The 14,625-nt window shown below is 56.8% G+C and carries 13 protein-coding genes; 7 read left to right on the forward strand and 6 right to left on the reverse strand.

The window, feature by feature from the left end; translation table 11 throughout:
• The first annotated feature begins 83 nt into the window (after positions 1 to 83).
• From Pla52nx_RS04720 to Pla52nx_RS04730, 3 genes are all read left to right on the forward strand, one after another.
• On the forward strand, positions 84 to 734 hold the full coding sequence (locus Pla52nx_RS04720) for a Uma2 family endonuclease (RefSeq protein WP_146519995.1): 651 nt from the start codon (positions 84 to 86) through the stop codon (positions 732 to 734).
• Between the two features lie 154 nt (positions 735 to 888).
• Positions 889 to 2,136 carry a hypothetical protein gene (locus Pla52nx_RS04725; RefSeq protein WP_146519994.1) on the forward strand — a complete coding sequence of 416 codons (1,248 nt, stop codon included), beginning with the start codon at positions 889 to 891 and terminating at the stop codon, positions 2,134 to 2,136.
• 379 nt (positions 2,137 to 2,515) lie between these two features.
• Positions 2,516 to 2,965: a YbjN domain-containing protein gene (locus Pla52nx_RS04730; protein WP_146519993.1), complete on the forward strand. Its 450-nt coding sequence runs from the start codon at positions 2,516 to 2,518 to the stop codon at positions 2,963 to 2,965.
• Positions 2,966 to 3,092: 127 nt separating this feature from the next.
• On the opposite strand, the gene Pla52nx_RS04735 is transcribed toward Pla52nx_RS04730, so the two are convergent.
• From Pla52nx_RS04735 to Pla52nx_RS04755, 5 genes are all read right to left on the reverse strand, one after another.
• The gene (locus Pla52nx_RS04735) at positions 3,093 to 4,274 is read right to left on the reverse strand and encodes a metallophosphoesterase (RefSeq protein ID WP_146519992.1); all 1,182 of its coding nucleotides are present in this window, start codon (positions 4,272 to 4,274) and stop codon (positions 3,093 to 3,095) included.
• The gene (locus Pla52nx_RS04740) at positions 4,271 to 4,837 is read right to left on the reverse strand and encodes a SixA phosphatase family protein (RefSeq protein ID WP_146519991.1); all 567 of its coding nucleotides are present in this window, start codon (positions 4,835 to 4,837) and stop codon (positions 4,271 to 4,273) included. Before Pla52nx_RS04740 ends, Pla52nx_RS04735 begins: the two co-directional genes overlap by 4 nt.
• 44 nt (positions 4,838 to 4,881) lie before the next feature.
• Positions 4,882 to 6,048, reverse strand: coding sequence for an ATP-binding protein (locus tag Pla52nx_RS04745; RefSeq protein ID WP_231741957.1), 1,167 nt, complete (start codon positions 6,046 to 6,048; stop codon positions 4,882 to 4,884).
• The gene (purL, locus tag Pla52nx_RS04750; protein WP_146519990.1) at positions 6,048 to 9,011 is read right to left on the reverse strand and encodes a phosphoribosylformylglycinamidine synthase subunit PurL; all 2,964 of its coding nucleotides are present in this window, start codon (positions 9,009 to 9,011) and stop codon (positions 6,048 to 6,050) included. Before purL ends, Pla52nx_RS04745 begins: the two co-directional genes overlap by 1 nt.
• 171 nt (positions 9,012 to 9,182) lie before the next feature.
• Complete coding sequence (locus Pla52nx_RS04755) at positions 9,183 to 9,512, reverse strand: hypothetical protein (RefSeq protein WP_146519989.1); 330 nt, start codon at positions 9,510 to 9,512, stop codon at positions 9,183 to 9,185.
• Between the two features lie 1,542 nt (positions 9,513 to 11,054).
• On the opposite strand from Pla52nx_RS04755, the gene Pla52nx_RS04760 reads away from it, so the two are divergent.
• Positions 11,055 to 11,456, forward strand: coding sequence for a GxxExxY protein (locus Pla52nx_RS04760; RefSeq protein WP_146519988.1), 402 nt, complete (start codon positions 11,055 to 11,057; stop codon positions 11,454 to 11,456).
• Positions 11,457 to 11,480: 24 nt separating this feature from the next.
• Here the strand turns inward: Pla52nx_RS04760 and Pla52nx_RS04765 are convergent, their stop codons facing one another.
• Positions 11,481 to 11,810 (reverse strand): hypothetical protein, encoded by a 330-nt coding sequence (locus tag Pla52nx_RS04765; protein WP_146519987.1) that lies wholly within the window; start codon positions 11,808 to 11,810, stop codon positions 11,481 to 11,483.
• A gap of 251 nt (positions 11,811 to 12,061) precedes the next feature.
• Between Pla52nx_RS04765 and Pla52nx_RS04770 the strand changes: the two genes are divergently transcribed.
• Genes Pla52nx_RS04770 through Pla52nx_RS04780 form a run of 3 tightly spaced genes read left to right on the forward strand, consistent with a single transcriptional unit; the run spans position 12,062 to position 14,529 of the window.
• Entirely contained in the window at positions 12,062 to 12,985 is a 924-nt protein-coding gene (locus Pla52nx_RS04770; RefSeq protein ID WP_197454570.1) for a DUF1559 domain-containing protein, read from the forward strand.
• Positions 12,986 to 13,042: 57 nt separating this feature from the next.
• Positions 13,043 to 13,426, forward strand: coding sequence for a BlaI/MecI/CopY family transcriptional regulator (locus Pla52nx_RS04775; RefSeq protein WP_146519985.1), 384 nt, complete (start codon positions 13,043 to 13,045; stop codon positions 13,424 to 13,426).
• Positions 13,426 to 14,529 (forward strand): M56 family metallopeptidase, encoded by a 1,104-nt coding sequence (locus tag Pla52nx_RS04780; RefSeq protein WP_146519984.1) that lies wholly within the window; start codon positions 13,426 to 13,428, stop codon positions 14,527 to 14,529. The genes Pla52nx_RS04775 and Pla52nx_RS04780 overlap by 1 nt, the downstream gene beginning before the upstream one ends.
• The last annotated feature ends 96 nt before the right edge of the window (positions 14,530 to 14,625 follow it).

A 14,625-nucleotide genomic window follows, 5' to 3' on the forward strand; every position in this document is an offset into this window, starting at 1 on the left:
CTGCCGCTCAGTCCAAAGCGTCGCCCTCCTTCGCCGGGCGGGCTGAATCGGCAGCGCGAAGGAAGCATAGGAAATGCCAAACCATGACTCAAAGCACTCATGAAGAATCCAGCCCCTTTCATTCGGCAGTGCCCTCGCTGTACAGCGGTGACGTTCTCGACGCCGGTGAATACCTGCGTCGGTACAGAGCGGCTCCTGAATGCATCGACGCAGAGCGGATCAATGGGAAGGTTTTTTTGATGTCTCCGCTTCGAGCCACCAGTCACGCAGAACCGCATGCCCTGCTTTCGGCGTGGTTGGTGATGTACTCCGCAGGGCACGCCGATCTTCGTGTCTTTGACAATGCGACAACGAGGCTGGATGAAAACAACGATCCGCAGCCGGATCTTGTGTTGATGCGCACCGGTGGACAGGCTCAGTTGGTGGACGACTACATCGTTGGCTCACCCGAAATGATCATTGAGATTGCCGGGTCATCCGCGAGCTACGACTTTGGCGAAAAACGCGATATCTACGAAACGGCGGGTGTGCAAGAGTACCTTGTCTACGAAACCGCCGAAGGCCGGATCGCATGGTGGGTCAACCGCGAAGGCCGCTTCGTCGAAATCCAGCCGATCAACGGGATCTACCGAAGCCCAACATTCCCTGGACTTCATCTGAATGCCGATGCGATTCGAACAGCCAACGCAAATCAGCTGTTGCAATGCCTCCGCGACGCAATGAACGTCGAGTAACAGACTTGCGAAGAACATTTTTTTAACCTTCCTGCTCGTCCTATTGTTGTGACTCGATCGCATCGCAGGAGACAAAAAGGATGATTTGGCGACTCCGCGCTGTTAGGATGCACGCTCAGGCACTCGGCTTTTCTTCTTTTCTACGAGGTGCGTCATGGTTTGTGTGCGATCCTGCCATCGATCGGTTCTGCCGGCGTTCTGTATGCTGTTGATCAGTAGTGTTTTTCCTGGACTCCCCAGTCGGCATGCCAGGGCGTGTGATTGGGATAGCGAAACGCTGCTGGAGGAACGCTCGCGGTTTCCCACCGCTCTGGAGATCATCCTCGGCAAGTTTCCTCGACACACCAAAGAGTACTACCAGTGGCGTCTGGAGGATCGGCAACGGAAACTCCAACAACAGCCGCTGGACGATCGCCTGCTAGATGACATCGCGGTTTCGTACGAGAAACTCGCGCGCTACGACGATGCGATTCAGGTCGCGAACGAGCAACTGCAAAGGAATCCAGATCGCTATGAGTCCCTCGCCAACCTCGGCACTTTTTTGATTCACGACGGACGCTTGGCCGAAGGATTGCCGTACATCGAGAAGGCGATCGAAGTGAATCCGGATGCGCACTTCGGACGAGAAAAATATCAGGTGATCTTAGTCAAGTACGTGCTTTCACACTCGGCCGACGACGGGATCATGTTACCGTTGTCGAAAATCTCACTGGATAAAAAATCGTATAGTCGTCCATTCGAGTTCGTTGAATTCTTGAACAAGGAATTGAACAAGGAATTGAACAAGGAACTCGGGACCACTGAGGAACAAGGTCTGTCATCCGACGAATTACAAAAAGCTCTCAAAGGGGTTCTGGGGATGATGCGATTCTCTCGGCATGACTCGCCAATCTTGCTGGAGGTGCTCGCTGAGTTGGAAGCAACGATGGGCGCAGAGCAACTCGCGTTTCGCGCTTATCTCAGCGCGGCACAACACGTCGATGATCCACAAGCCCGTCGAGTCTACGAGCAACTCGCCAGCCATGTGATCTGGTGGAAGCTCGCTTCATTTCGAGGAACCGGTCATACCGAGTTGACGGAGAAGCAGCTGGTTGAGGACTTTCACACCGAGCAAGTCGATGCCGAGGAGTGGTTCGCGCGGCTTGCCGAAGACGAGCGGCGATGGATCGCCGCAGGCGTGCCGGTGGACGAACGCTTCAATGAACGGTATCGCGAGATGCCCGAAGCAATCGTGACTGACCCGAAAGCTGCTGATGTTTCGCCGACGCACGAGGGCGGGGCTGCGCGAGCATTCTTTGCACGCATGTTCGTCGTTACTCTTCTTGCCAGCGGCATTCTGGCGACTCTTGTTTGGTTTGGGCTCCGCACCCGACGTGGTGCGAAACCTCTGTTTGACCCGTAGCCGATAGGCGCAGGCGGCGTTTGACTTTGCGGGGCAGTCCGTTTGGCAGTGGCTCCTGCGCCTTCGGCTGCGGGTCAAACGACCCAGCGGACCTGACGCAAAAAATGAAAAAATCCGCGCCCCGATCTCTGATCGCTCTAGCCCGGTAAGTATCGGCCGAAGAATGACTCCGAACTTTCATCGCTTTTGCGACTGCCGTGAACCTTGAGTTTTGGGGAGGGCTCTCTTCCGACAGAAAGTAGAGACGAGTAGGGAAGAAATGGCGAATCCCCGCGTTCTCTGAGTAGGTGTTGGCGTTGACTGGTTTTTGATGCGGCCGGTGTCCTCGGTCGGGTGGTCCGAGGCTATTTGTTGAACTTTGTTTTTCGAAGGGTTTCCTATGAGCAAAATGGAACAGTTTGAAGCGTATCTGATGCGAGAGGAGCTGAAGTACACGCGAGACGACGAGCGAGAGGCCTTCTTGCTCAGTTTCGGTGGTGATCACGGAAGCTATCGGGAGATCATCCGTATCGACGACAACGTCTTGCAGTCGTTTGTCGGGATGTCGGTGAAGGTTCCCGAGGGCAGTCGTATCGACATCGCCGTGGCGGTGGCACGAGCCAACTACGGCATGAAGATCGGTAAGTTCGAGTTGGACATGAACGACGGCGAGCTGCGATACCACATCGCGGTTCCCGTGGACGGTGATCTGCCAAGCGACAACGTGCTGGACCGATTGGTTCACATCGGCATCGCCATGGCCGACCGCTACATGCCGGCCTTCTTGGCCGTGATCTACGGCAACGAACCCGCCAAGGATGCGATCGCCTTGGTCGAGCAAACTGCGTAGCGCCGAGAGGCCAACCGCTGAAGATGATTCGTAGGTCCGCCGCAGAGCAAACTCTGCGGCGGTTTTCTTTGAGATAAGCACGTACGTCAGGCTTTCTAGCCTGACATTCACAAACACGCATGTCAGGCTAGAAAGCCTGATGTACTTTCGCTTGGGACAACGTGAGCAATGACAGCTCAGGACGACAGTTGATTCGCATCAGGTGCACACCACCGAGACCGCGCGTGACGTGCAATGTCGTCGGTGGCTTGTAGAAGTCGCCCGATGCGTAGCGAGAGCCATGAAAGCTGGGGCTGAGAATCGGGCCGATCAGCGGCAAGCGTCCTTGGCCGCCGTGCGTATGACCGGCCAACATCAATCCCACCGCGTTGCGTCTGGCCCACCCGAGTTGATCGGGGCTGTGGCTGAGCAACAGCCGAAACGAGTCGTCCGGTGGTGGCAAATCCGGTCTTTCAAACCAAGGAAACTCGTTGCCGATCAGCGAGACAGGGATCCCACCAATCATTCGCCGCACGGCTTGCGATCCCAAATCAATCCAGCCGGCGCGATCCATCGCGTCGCGTGTCTGTCGCGAGTCGACCACGCGAGTGTCGTGATTGCCCAAGATGTAGTAGCAGCCGTCATGCGCGTTGGCGGGATGAAAGATGTCAACCAACCAGTCGATGCACGGTTGTTTGTCGATGATGTCGCCGGTCAAGGCAATCAAGTCCGGCTTCCAGAGCGTGGCACGTTGCATCGCGTGTTTGACAAAATCGGGATGAATGTCCCCGGTCAAGTGAACGTCCGAGACGTGCGCGATGCGATAACCGACAAGTTCATCAGGCAATCCAACGACCGGCAACGAAATCTCTTCGATGGAAAGCTCCAGCAGTTGATTCAATGGCAGCTTGGATTCGAGCTTTGCTTTGCCGCTCAACGCCAACGGTCGTCGCACGGCCACCTGCACATCGACGACTTCGATCTTTCGCGGTGCGTCGACCCACTCCAGTCGAAAGATCGGTCGCCACATCAACCAAGGGATGCCCAACACCAGCCAAATGATGCAACACAGTGTCACATAACCCCTGGCCCAGAGTGATAAACTGGACCATGTCCCGCCGTGGATCAGCAGATCCAAAATCACCTGTCCTTGAAAAACACAGAACAGGATCGGGATGGCGATCGTGGTCAGCAAAAAGAACTTCACGATCGATTTGATCACGACTCTCGGCCAACCGAATCCGTTGATTCGATTGTAGATGCCGATGTGCAACCCCGCGTGCCCGATCAAAGCCACCAACCAAACGATCCACCAGCTCAACGCACTCATGTCTCGTCCTTGGATGCATGACCCAAAGCCTTGGGACGCATCAGGTATGTGAGGGAAAGCTGGCGATTGAGTGAAAATCGCGACCATTCACCAGGGCCGTCCTGCGACGGCCAATCAAACACGGCAACTGCCGCCGTGGGCATCTCGATCGATTGGCCGGACAGTTGACTGACGATCGAACTCATCCCTGGATTGTGGGCAACAATCATCAGGGATCGCGCCCCGCAGTGGTCGGACCGAATCGTCGCTGCGATCTGCTCCGGGATTGCCAAATAGAGTGCATCCGTGAAGGAAACGGTGGGAGCCGTGTTCAGCTTACTCGACCAGCACTCCAATAACGCGGCCACGGTCTGCTGGGTGCGTGTCGAGGAAGACGACAGAATGACATCCGGGAACAGTCCGTTGGTCGCCATCCAACCGGCCATTGCCGGGGCGTCACGATTTCCCCGAGCATTGAGTGGTCGCTCGTGATCGCTGAGCTTGTGATCGCCCCAGTCGCTCTTGGCATGCCGCATCACAATGAGCTGCAGCGGACGGTCTTGGGAGGGCTGCTCGTCAGTCATCGGTGATGGTTGGGTTGAGAGAATCCGTTCGTCGCAGCATACGCTTACAAATCAAACTCGTCGAGCGAATCGAGCAGGTGATCCAATTGATCCTTGGGTTTTCGATTCAAATCGGCTTGGCGTTTTTTGAGCTGTTCGTCAATTCCGATGGCATCACGTCCGGCCAACAACAGTTGCTCGTCACGCTCTCGCGCCGCCGTTGCGATCGCATCGTCACCCGTATCGGGAGCGCCAAACAACTTTGACAAATCGATCTTAAAGCCTTCTTCGCCTTCGATCTCCGCACCGGCGATCGCGGGCGCCTTGTGCTGAGGAAAGATGATCGCGTTCTCGGGGCACACACGACTGCAAGCAGGACATCCTTTGCGACAGTTGTCGGGTTGTTCGACCAGAATCGTTTCTGCACCGTCGACACCGTAAACACCGAACAAACAAAAATCGATGCACTCCATGCAATTGGTGCAGCGATTGAAATCGATCACCGGGTACCAACGACGTGACGTCGTCTCGTCGACTTGCAAGATCTGACCGCCGATGATCGGCAAGCTGCCCGCGACACCGCCTGATGAACTGTTTGAGTCAGCTACCGGAGGTTGCTCGGGTTGGCCGGCGGGTTGAATGAGCCTCTGGATCTCGCCAATGTAGACGCCTTGGTCGTCAGAGACCTTGAGGTCCAAACAGTGGACATCGCGTTTGGGTCGCGGAAACAGATCCGAGACCCGCTCGATCTCGGTGTCACCGTCAGCCCCTTCCGCGACACTGGACACATCCCCATCTGCCTCATCCGCGTCTGCTTCGTCACCGATCTGGGGCGGCACGAATTGCCCCCGGATGTTGTTTCGGTCCAGTACCCAGTGCGCCGCTCGGGGAAAGATCCACGAGACGACGATCAGGTTGCCGTCAAACTGTGCCAGCGTTTGCAGCGACTCGCCGCCTTTGGGCAAATCGTACAGGTGTGGCACCACCACGACGTTGACGCCAGGCATCTGAGCCGCTGCGTCGGCGATCGCTTGCTCCAATCCCCTCTTAGCCGGATTTCGTGATTGACCACGAGAGACCACCACCGTCCATCCGGATTTCTGTCCAGCGGTCGGCTGAGCCAACGCGCCGGTGGAGGACCGAGCTTCGGTCGACGAATCGGAACGCGTTTCGAGTACAGCCGGTTCTCGAAGAGCCGGTTCTCGAAGAGACTGGGGGTTGGGTGAAATCATTACCAGTTGAGTGGTTCTTGCCAGGTTTTCTTTGCGACCACGAGATCGACGTCCAACACCGATCCTCCGCCAAAATTCGCGGTCAATTGAGTGGACGCGGTCATTGTACCCACTCTGGCGACCGGAACACGCAATTCACCCAACAGACTTTCAAAGGCGCCGGCGTTTTGCGGTGTCGTTTCGACGAGAAATCTGGTGTTGGACTCGCTGAACAGCAGTTCCGGGGCGGACAAACCGGTTTGGGCGATCCCGGCGACCGCGTCAAGGTCCAGCGTCATCCCCAAGCCGCCGGCCATCGCCATCTCGGTCGCCGCCGCCGCCAAACCGCCTTCGCTCAAGTCATGGCAGGACCGGACGAGCGAATTCTGGATGGCGCGGTGAACAGCGGCAAAGGTCGCCTTGGCACGCTCGGGGTCCACGGCGGGCACGTTGCCCCCTGAAAGTCCTCGGACGAGTGCAAAGTGCGACCCGCCCAACTCGGCTTTCGTCTCACCCACCAAGAAAACCATGTTGCCTGCCGCTTTCGCGTCCATCGTGACGGCTTTGGAAACGTCGTCGATCTGCCCCATCGCACTGATCAACAGGCTCGGTGGGATCGCAATGGTCTGCTTGTCACCACTGGCGTCGTGGTAGCTGAACTCGTTGTTCAAACTGTCTTTGCCGCTGACGAACGGAGTCCCCAACGCGACGGCGAGGTCCTGGCAAGCGATCGCGGCGCGGACGAGCGACCCGAGTGTTTCGGCGCGATCGGTGTAGCCCCAGCAGAAGTTATCCAGGATCGCGATCTTTGACGGATCGGCTCCGACGGCCACCGCATTCCTCATGGCTTCGTCGATCGCGGAGGTCGCCATGTGATAGGTGTCAAAATCGCCGAAGTGTGGGTTCATTCCACAGGAGATCACCAATCCGCGATTACTGGTCAACAGCGGTCGGATCACCGCAGCATCACCTGGTCCGTCACATTGCGGTCCGACAAGCGGTTTGACCACGCTGCCGCCTTGGACTTCGTGATCATATTGGCGAATCACCCAATGCTTGCTGGCAACGTTGAGGCTGCCCATGATGCCCAACAATGTTTGACTGTTTTGATCACAACTGAGTGCCGGCACGTTCAGCGGTTGTTGTTTCGGCGGGTTGTAAACCGCGTCGCGGATCACCGGTGGACGTCCGTCGTGCAAAAATTCCATCGACAGATCGCCCACGGTTTCGCCGTGATAGGTCAACAGCAAGCGTCCGGTGGGTGCAAAGCGACCCAGTACGGCGACTTCCACGCCTTCGCTTTCGCACAACTGACGCAGCTCATCCCATTTTTCTTGTGGGACGGCGAGCACCATTCGCTCTTGTGCTTCCGAAATCCAAATTTCGGTGTACGAAAGTCCGTCGTATTTCAGCGGTGCCTTGTCCAACCAGACTTCCGCCCCGACGCCTTCGCCCATCTCGCCCACGGCGCTGGAGAAACCGCCGGCGCCGCAATCGGTGACCGCGTGGTACAAGCCCCTGTCGCGCGCTTGCAGCAACACATCAAGTACCATTTTTTCCGTGATGGCGTTGCCGATCTGAACGGCACCGCCAGAAAGTGATTCGGATTCGCTGGTCAGTTCAGCGGAACTGAACGTCGCGCCGTGAATGCCGTCTCGTCCGGTTCGTCCGCCCATGGCGACGATCAAATCCTCTGCGTGAACTTTCTTGTCTTCCATCCCGACCGGAATCATGCCAACGTTGCCACAGTAGACCAGCGGGTTGCCCAGGTAACGCTTGTCGAAATACACCGCGCCATTGACCGTGGGGATCCCCATTCGGTTGCCGTAGTCGCGAACACCCGAGACGACGCCTTTCATGACGCGACGCGGATGCAAAACGCCGGGCGGCAATTCGTCCGCGGGTGTGTCCGGTGGCGCGAAACAGAACACATCGGTGTTGCACACGGGTTTGGCACCCATGCCGGTTCCCATCGGGTCGCGGATCACGCCGCCGATGCCCGTGTTGGCACCCCCGTACGGTTCCAACGCCGAAGGGTGATTGTGCGTTTCGACTTTGAAACACGCGTGGTACTGATCATCAAAAGTCACCACGCCCGCGTTGTCTTTGAACACACTGACGCACCAGTCGTCTTCGCCAAGCGTTTTGCGAATCGATTGCGTGGCGGCAAAGATCGTTTCCTTGAGCATGTTGTCGTACTGGCGTTCGTCAGCATTGGGCGTCCCACTTGCGTCCACGCCACGATAGTGAATCCGACCGGCCAAGGTCTTGTGGCTGCAGTGTTCCGACCATGTCTGTGCAACCGATTCCAGCTCGATGTCGGTCGGGTCGCGTCCGATGGAGAGGAAGTGGTCGCGGATGGTCTGCATCTCGACCAGCGTCAGATAGAGCTGGCCTTCACGGGAAAGTCTTTCCAAGGCCACGTCGTCCAGATCACGAATCGGAACGGTGATCAATTCAAAGTCGTACGCGGCGCCGACATCGAGCTGATCCATGTTCAACGCCCCGGTGACGACTTGCTCGATCGAGTCGTTCGACAAAGCGCGTCGACAAATCGTTTGGAATGATTCATCGTCCAGATCGCTGATCCAGTACTTTCGCATCGTCCGAACGGCTTGGACATCGAATCCGATATCCCGCGCGGCGCTGATCGTGCTGGCCGCCACCGGGTCCATCACCCCCGGCTTTGGCAACACGTTGACCAAACGGACTTGATCGCTGGCGATCGATGGCGGCGGGGCGTTGAGTATTTCTTGGCCGGCGATGGCGACGACCGACCGCTCGGTGACCGAGTCGCTGAGCAGGGTTTCCGCCAACTGAGTGGCCTGCTCGATGCCAAAGTCGCCTTGGACCAAAAAACCTCTCGCGAACACGACCGACACATCGTCCCCGAGCCCCAGCTCGTGGATTTCTTCGCTGGTGCGTGCACCGTCTCGGTCAACTTGGTTCTCGGCCGGGTAGATATCGATTTGCCAGAGCGGCATGGTTCAGATTCCTGCGGTGGACTGGTGGGTCAACAGGCCGGCAATCTTAGCGAACCGGCGGCGTTTGACGAACCAGTGGCGATTTTCCACGTAGCCGCGTCTCTCCGAGACGCGAAACTTCGAGCCTCGGAGAGGCTCGGCTACGTGATTTGGAGAGAACTCACAGCGAATTCACCAGGCCGTTGGCAGGCCGGGGTTTCCGGGATAGCCACCGCCGCCGCAGCTTGGGGGAGGGCAAACCGGGGGTTGTGGCGGAAACACGGGCGGATAAACCGGAGGCGTGTAAGGCGGAATGTACGGAGGACAGACGGGCGGTTTGGGATGGCAAATCGGCGGGTGTCCGGGTGGATTCCAGTTCGGGGGCGGCGTGGGCAGCCATTGCTGGCCTCCGCCGCCGCCTCCGACACCTTGCCAGCCTCCGGGAAAGCCGGCCTCTGCGGTGGCGGAAGCGACGAACATCAGGGTGAAAGCAAATACGGTAAGAGCAGCAAGGCGTTTCATCGTTGGGGTCCATGAAAGAAAGGGTTCAGTGTGGTTTTCGTTAGCCACACGTACCTGCGTCGGAACTGCAAAAACCCCTCAACCGTTTTCCAGAAATACTTTGGACACCCTGGTCGATGCACCCCAACAAGCGTCCGCCTGCTTGTCGCATTTGTCTGATTGATGTGTCCGAAACGCAACTGAAAAGAGATGTGTCACGCGAAGACGCGAAGGCGCGAAGAACATAGGCCACCTTCGCGCCTTCGCGACTTCGCGTGAGCCCATCACCAATCCGGCGAGCGACTGAGTCAGGGGACTCTCACTCCAGGAAAACTTGTGACGCGACTGTCGGTCGCATTTGTCTGATTGATGTGTCCGAAATGCAATCGGAAACAGATGTGTCACGCGAAGACGCGAAGGCGCGAAGAACATAGGCCACCTTCGCGCCTTCGCGACTTCGCGTGAGCCCATCAGCGATCCGGCGAGCGACTGAGTCAGGGGACTCTCATTCCAGGAAAACTTGTGACGCGACTGTCGGTCGCATTTGTCTGATTGATGTGTCCGAAATGCAATCGGAAACAGATGTGTCACGCGAAGACGCGAAGGCGCGAAGAACATAGGCCACCTTCGCGCCTTCGCGACTTCGCGTGAGCCCATCACCAATCCGGCGAGCGACTGAGTCAGGGGACTCTCATTCCAGGAAAACTTGTGACGCGACTGTCGGTCGCATTTGTCTGATTGATGTGTCCGAAATGCAACTGAAAAGAGATGTGTCACGCGAAGGCGCGAAGAACATAGGCCACCTTCGCGCCTTCGCGACTTCGCGTGAGCCCATCACCAATCCGGCGAGCGACTGAGTCAGGGGACTCTCACTCCAGGAAAACTTGTGACGCGACTGTCGGTCGCATTTGTCTGATTGATGTGTCCGAAATGCAACTGAAAAGAGATGTGTCACGCGAAGGCGCGAAGGCGCGAAGAACATAGGCCACCTTCGCGCCTTCGCGACTTCGCGTGAGCCCATCACCAATCCGGCGAGCGACTGAGTCAGGGGACTCTCACTCCAGGAAAACTTGTGACGCGACTGTCGGTCGCATTTGTCTGATTGATGTGTCCGAAACGCAACTGAAAAGAAATGTGTCACGCGAAGACGCGAAGGCGCGAAAAACATAGGCCACCTTCGCGCCTTCGCGTCTTCGCGTGAGCCCATCAGCGATCCGGCGAGCGACTGAGTCAGGGGACTCTCATTCCAGGAAAACTTGTGACGCGTCTGCTTGTCGCATTTGTCTGATTGATGTGTCCGAAACGCAATCGGAAAGAGATGTGTCACGCGAAGACGCGAAGAAATTAGGCACCTTCGCGCCTTCGCGTGAGCCTATTACCAATCCGCCGTGAGACCTCCTCAGTAGACACGAGAAGGATTGTCACATGGTCTGTTGCGGATCTATCGATTGGAATTGATTCCAATCAAGGTTTCTGGAAATCGCTTTCTCCATTCCAGTCGTATAGAATCTCTCGCATTTCAGGTTCCTGAAACCTTCGTCCAACGTAAAAAGGCCATCTGTTATGACTGAGAACGAAATCGGAAAGATCATCGTCGACTGCGCTTACAAAGTTCATGTCACACTGGGACCGGGATTGCTTGAGACGGTTTACGAAGTCGCCTTGCTTCACGAAATCCGAAAACACAATTTGCGTGCCGAACGACAGATTCCCATTCCTATCGTGTACGACAACATCGCATTCGACGAAGGATTCCGAGCAGACATCATTGTCGAAGATTTGGTCATCATTGAATTGAAGTCGGTGGAGGCGATCCTTAGAGTTCACAAGAAGCAATTGCTTACCTATCTTCGCCTCGCCGACAAAAGACTCGGATATCTGATCAACTTTGGTGACGAATTGATCAAGGATGGAATCTCACGGATCTCCAACGGTGCGGAGGACTGGGGCACGCGAAGTCGCTAATCGATCAGCAACCGACTGGGCGACTCACCAGGCCGTTGGCAGGCCGGGGTTTCCGGGATAGCCACCGCCGCCGCAGCTTGGGGGAGGGCAAACCGGGGGGTGTGGCGGAAACACGGGCGGATAAACCGGAGGCGTGTAAGGCGGAATGTACGGAGGACAGACGGGCGGTTTGGGATGGCAAATCGGCGGGTGTCCGGGTGGATTCCAGTTCGGGGGCGGCGTGGGCAGCCATTGCTGGCCTCCGCCGCCGCCTCCGACACCTTGCCAGCCTCCGGGAAAGCCGGCCTCTGCGGTGGCGGAAGCGACGAACATCAGGGTGAAAGCAAATACGGTAAGAGCAGCAAGGCGTTTCATCGTTGGGGTCCTTGTCAGGAGGTAAGTGTGGTTATCGTTAGCCACACGTACCTGCGTCGGAACTGCAAAAACCCCTCAACCGTTTTCCAGAAAAATCTTTCTCGCCGCGGCTCTAACGCTGAGTCGCGGACCGAGCCCTCAGCGACATCTGTTCAGAGATCCGTGTTCGATCGGGTAAAAACCAATGTTGTGGAAAAACTAAACATTTCGTATTTTGCGTGATTGAATCCACAGGGATGTGCCCCAAAATCATGAAATATGACTCTCGCCCAGCCGCCGGCCATTCGTTGGCCATTTCCCAGCGTGGTGCGTTCACGGTCCTGGAACTGCTGGTGACCATCGCCGTCATCAGCATCTTGGTCGCCCTTGTCTTACCCGCGTTGGGTGCTGCTCGCGAAACCACCCGACGCATTCAATGCACCGATCATATGCGTGAGATCGGACTGGCGATGCAAAACCATCATGCCGCTAAGAGGACTTTACCGGTCGGCTGGACGATTGAACCGAGCGGCTCATCTGCATACGGCTGGGCTGTGCCTCTGCTGCCCTACCTGGAACAAAGCTCACTGGCAAACCGAATCGACATGAGCCTGCCTCTGGATGAGGCACGCAACGATCATGCCCGATCAACTGCACTGACGGTCATGCTATGCCCGTCTGACATCACCGAACCGATGTTCACTCTGTATCGAGATGGCGAGCACGAAGACGAGAACGAAACGTCACGTGGGTTGCCGCTGCAACAGCTGTCGACTGCAATGACGCCCGCGTTGATGACGCTACCCACGGTAAACTATGTCGGCATTTTCGGCACCATCGAGTCCGACGACGACATTCCGGCACCGGTTGGCGATGGAGCGTTTATCGAGAATCGTCCTGTGCGGTTTCGCGATTTCGCCCGCGGCACCTCGAACACGATCATCGTCGGCGAACGCACGATGGCTCAGGTGCCGTCCACTTGGATCGGCATCAGCCTCGCGGGCGAGGACGCGGCAGCCCGCTTGGTCGGTTCGGCCCTGCAAGGCATCAACCATCCGCTCGCCGACGAATGCGATCACTCAAGTCGCCATCCAGGTGGAGCCAATTTTCTTTGGGGCGATGGTCACGTTTCATTTGTGACCGAAAATGTCGATCTGCAGGTATATCATCGCTGGGCCAAACTCAGAGACAACTGAAGAGCCTTGCAACTCCGCAAGTACGAAACACGCTCCGACCTACTATTGCACACCACCATGCCACGATCCAAGAAACGCTATGAATTGACCAAGTGTGAAGCCGAAGTCATGGACGTGGTCTGGGAACGAGGGACATTGACCGTCAATGACGTCTTGGAAGCGATTGACCGTGATCTTGCATACACCACCGTCATGACGACGTTGAGGATCCTGGAAACAAAGAAGATCGTTCGTCGTGGCAAGAAAGTTGGCCGCGCGTACAGCTACAGCGCCAGGGTTTCTCGCGAACAAGTCCGCGAAGGCATGGTCAAGTCATTGGCAGATCAGTTGTTCGGAGGCTCTGTTCGATCACTCGTTTTGAATCTTCTCGAATCCGATGTCGTTTCGGCGGAAGACATCGAGGCGGTCAAAAAGGCCGCAGCCAAGCTCGGGGATAAGTGATGGACGCTCGCTTGGCCTTCGAAGTCGCCAGCACGCTGTGCTTGCATGTCACGGTCGTGATCGCAGTCGCGTTCATGCTTCAACACTGGATCAATGATGCCCGTTGGGGATGTCGGCTTTGGACCACGTGCTTCATTTCCGTCATTGGACTGGTGGCAGGCGCACTCCTGCTGCCTCATCGCCGACTGTTCCATTTCCCCATCGACATGTCTCGCGAATCGCTGCTCAGCGTTGCTGTATGGCAAAGCCGCATCATCGCCGCACTCGCGATCATCTGGGTAACCGGCGTCGCCGTGTCGATCCTCAGGCGATGCTCACTTTGCGTGCACCTGCTGCGATTTCTGAAACTGGAATGCTACCCGTTGGAGACCGCAAGCTTGCTGAGTCAAGTCGGAATCTCCGCTGCAGATTACCCGACGTTGTCGATCCTGACATCGAAAAGAATCCAGGGACCCTTCTGCTGGCAATTGCATCGGCCGTTGATCGTGTTGCCGGAATTCCTGGTCGAAGATCGGAACAACGACAATACGATGCTTCAACATGTGCTACTGCATGAACTGGAGCACCTACGCACCCAGCACCCGATCCAGCACTTTTTGCAGGGCATTTGCTCAACATTGCTCTGGTTTCATCCACTCGTGTGGTCGGCCGCACGAGATGCAGGGCTGACTCGCGAGTATCTGTGCGATGAAGTTGCTGCAAAGACGGCAGGGAAATTTGGTGCCTACCTGCGAACATTGGCGGATGTGGCCGAACGTTGCGGGACGGTTTCGTGTACCGAAGTCTCGAAAAGCACACTCGCGTTCGGCAATCAGCCGAGCGCATTGATTCGCCGCAGCAATCGATTGGTGCAGTTGGCTGAGGGCGATCCGCCAGCTTCTGGCTTGCGGTCGATCGTCGCAGTCTCGGTTCTGGTACTGTGTGCGATCGCGATTCAGCAAGTCTGGCTGCCGACCAACGCGATGGCCTCGCAACGAAGCCGCTGGTCGCCGTGGCCGACGTGGACCGCAAACGCACTGCACCAGTTCGATGTCAATGTTCGCGACTTTGAATCCTTCGAAGATCGCGTTCAGATGCACGAACTGCTCTATCAAGACGATTGAGTCCACGTCAAAGATTCTTTTCCGCCGGGCACTCTGCTCGGTTCCGATGTGGCGAACGGTTCAGCATCACACGTCTCCTGACCTAGTGCTCAAAGT

Origin of the sequence: Stieleria varia, assembly GCF_038443385.1 — a bacterium.
Taxonomy (GTDB): domain Bacteria; phylum Planctomycetota; class Planctomycetia; order Pirellulales; family Pirellulaceae; genus Stieleria; species Stieleria varia.

What these genes read in the sequence shown, in the direction of transcription:
- Pla52nx_RS04720 (WP_146519995.1), top strand. Translation starts at nt 84, where the DNA reads ATGACTCAAAGCACTCATGAAGAATCCAGCCCCTTTCATTCGGCAGTG.
- Pla52nx_RS04725 (WP_146519994.1), top strand. Translation starts at nt 889, where the DNA reads ATGGTTTGTGTGCGATCCTGCCATCGATCGGTTCTGCCGGCGTTCTGT.
- Pla52nx_RS04730 (WP_146519993.1), top strand. Translation starts at nt 2,516, where the DNA reads ATGAGCAAAATGGAACAGTTTGAAGCGTATCTGATGCGAGAGGAGCTG.
- Pla52nx_RS04735 (WP_146519992.1), bottom strand. Translation starts at nt 4,274, where the DNA reads ATGAGTGCGTTGAGCTGGTGGATCGTTTGGTTGGTGGCTTTGATCGGG.
- Pla52nx_RS04740 (WP_146519991.1), bottom strand. Translation starts at nt 4,837, where the DNA reads ATGACTGACGAGCAGCCCTCCCAAGACCGTCCGCTGCAGCTCATTGTG.
- Pla52nx_RS04745 (WP_231741957.1), bottom strand. Translation starts at nt 6,048, where the DNA reads ATGATTTCACCCAACCCCCAGTCTCTTCGAGAACCGGCTCTTCGAGAA.
- purL (WP_146519990.1), bottom strand. Translation starts at nt 9,011, where the DNA reads ATGCCGCTCTGGCAAATCGATATCTACCCGGCCGAGAACCAAGTTGAC.
- Pla52nx_RS04755 (WP_146519989.1), bottom strand. Translation starts at nt 9,512, where the DNA reads ATGAAACGCCTTGCTGCTCTTACCGTATTTGCTTTCACCCTGATGTTC.
- Pla52nx_RS04760 (WP_146519988.1), top strand. Translation starts at nt 11,055, where the DNA reads ATGACTGAGAACGAAATCGGAAAGATCATCGTCGACTGCGCTTACAAA.
- Pla52nx_RS04765 (WP_146519987.1), bottom strand. Translation starts at nt 11,810, where the DNA reads ATGAAACGCCTTGCTGCTCTTACCGTATTTGCTTTCACCCTGATGTTC.
- Pla52nx_RS04770 (WP_197454570.1), top strand. Translation starts at nt 12,062, where the DNA reads ATGAAATATGACTCTCGCCCAGCCGCCGGCCATTCGTTGGCCATTTCC.
- Pla52nx_RS04775 (WP_146519985.1), top strand. Translation starts at nt 13,043, where the DNA reads ATGCCACGATCCAAGAAACGCTATGAATTGACCAAGTGTGAAGCCGAA.
- Pla52nx_RS04780 (WP_146519984.1), top strand. Translation starts at nt 13,426, where the DNA reads ATGGACGCTCGCTTGGCCTTCGAAGTCGCCAGCACGCTGTGCTTGCAT.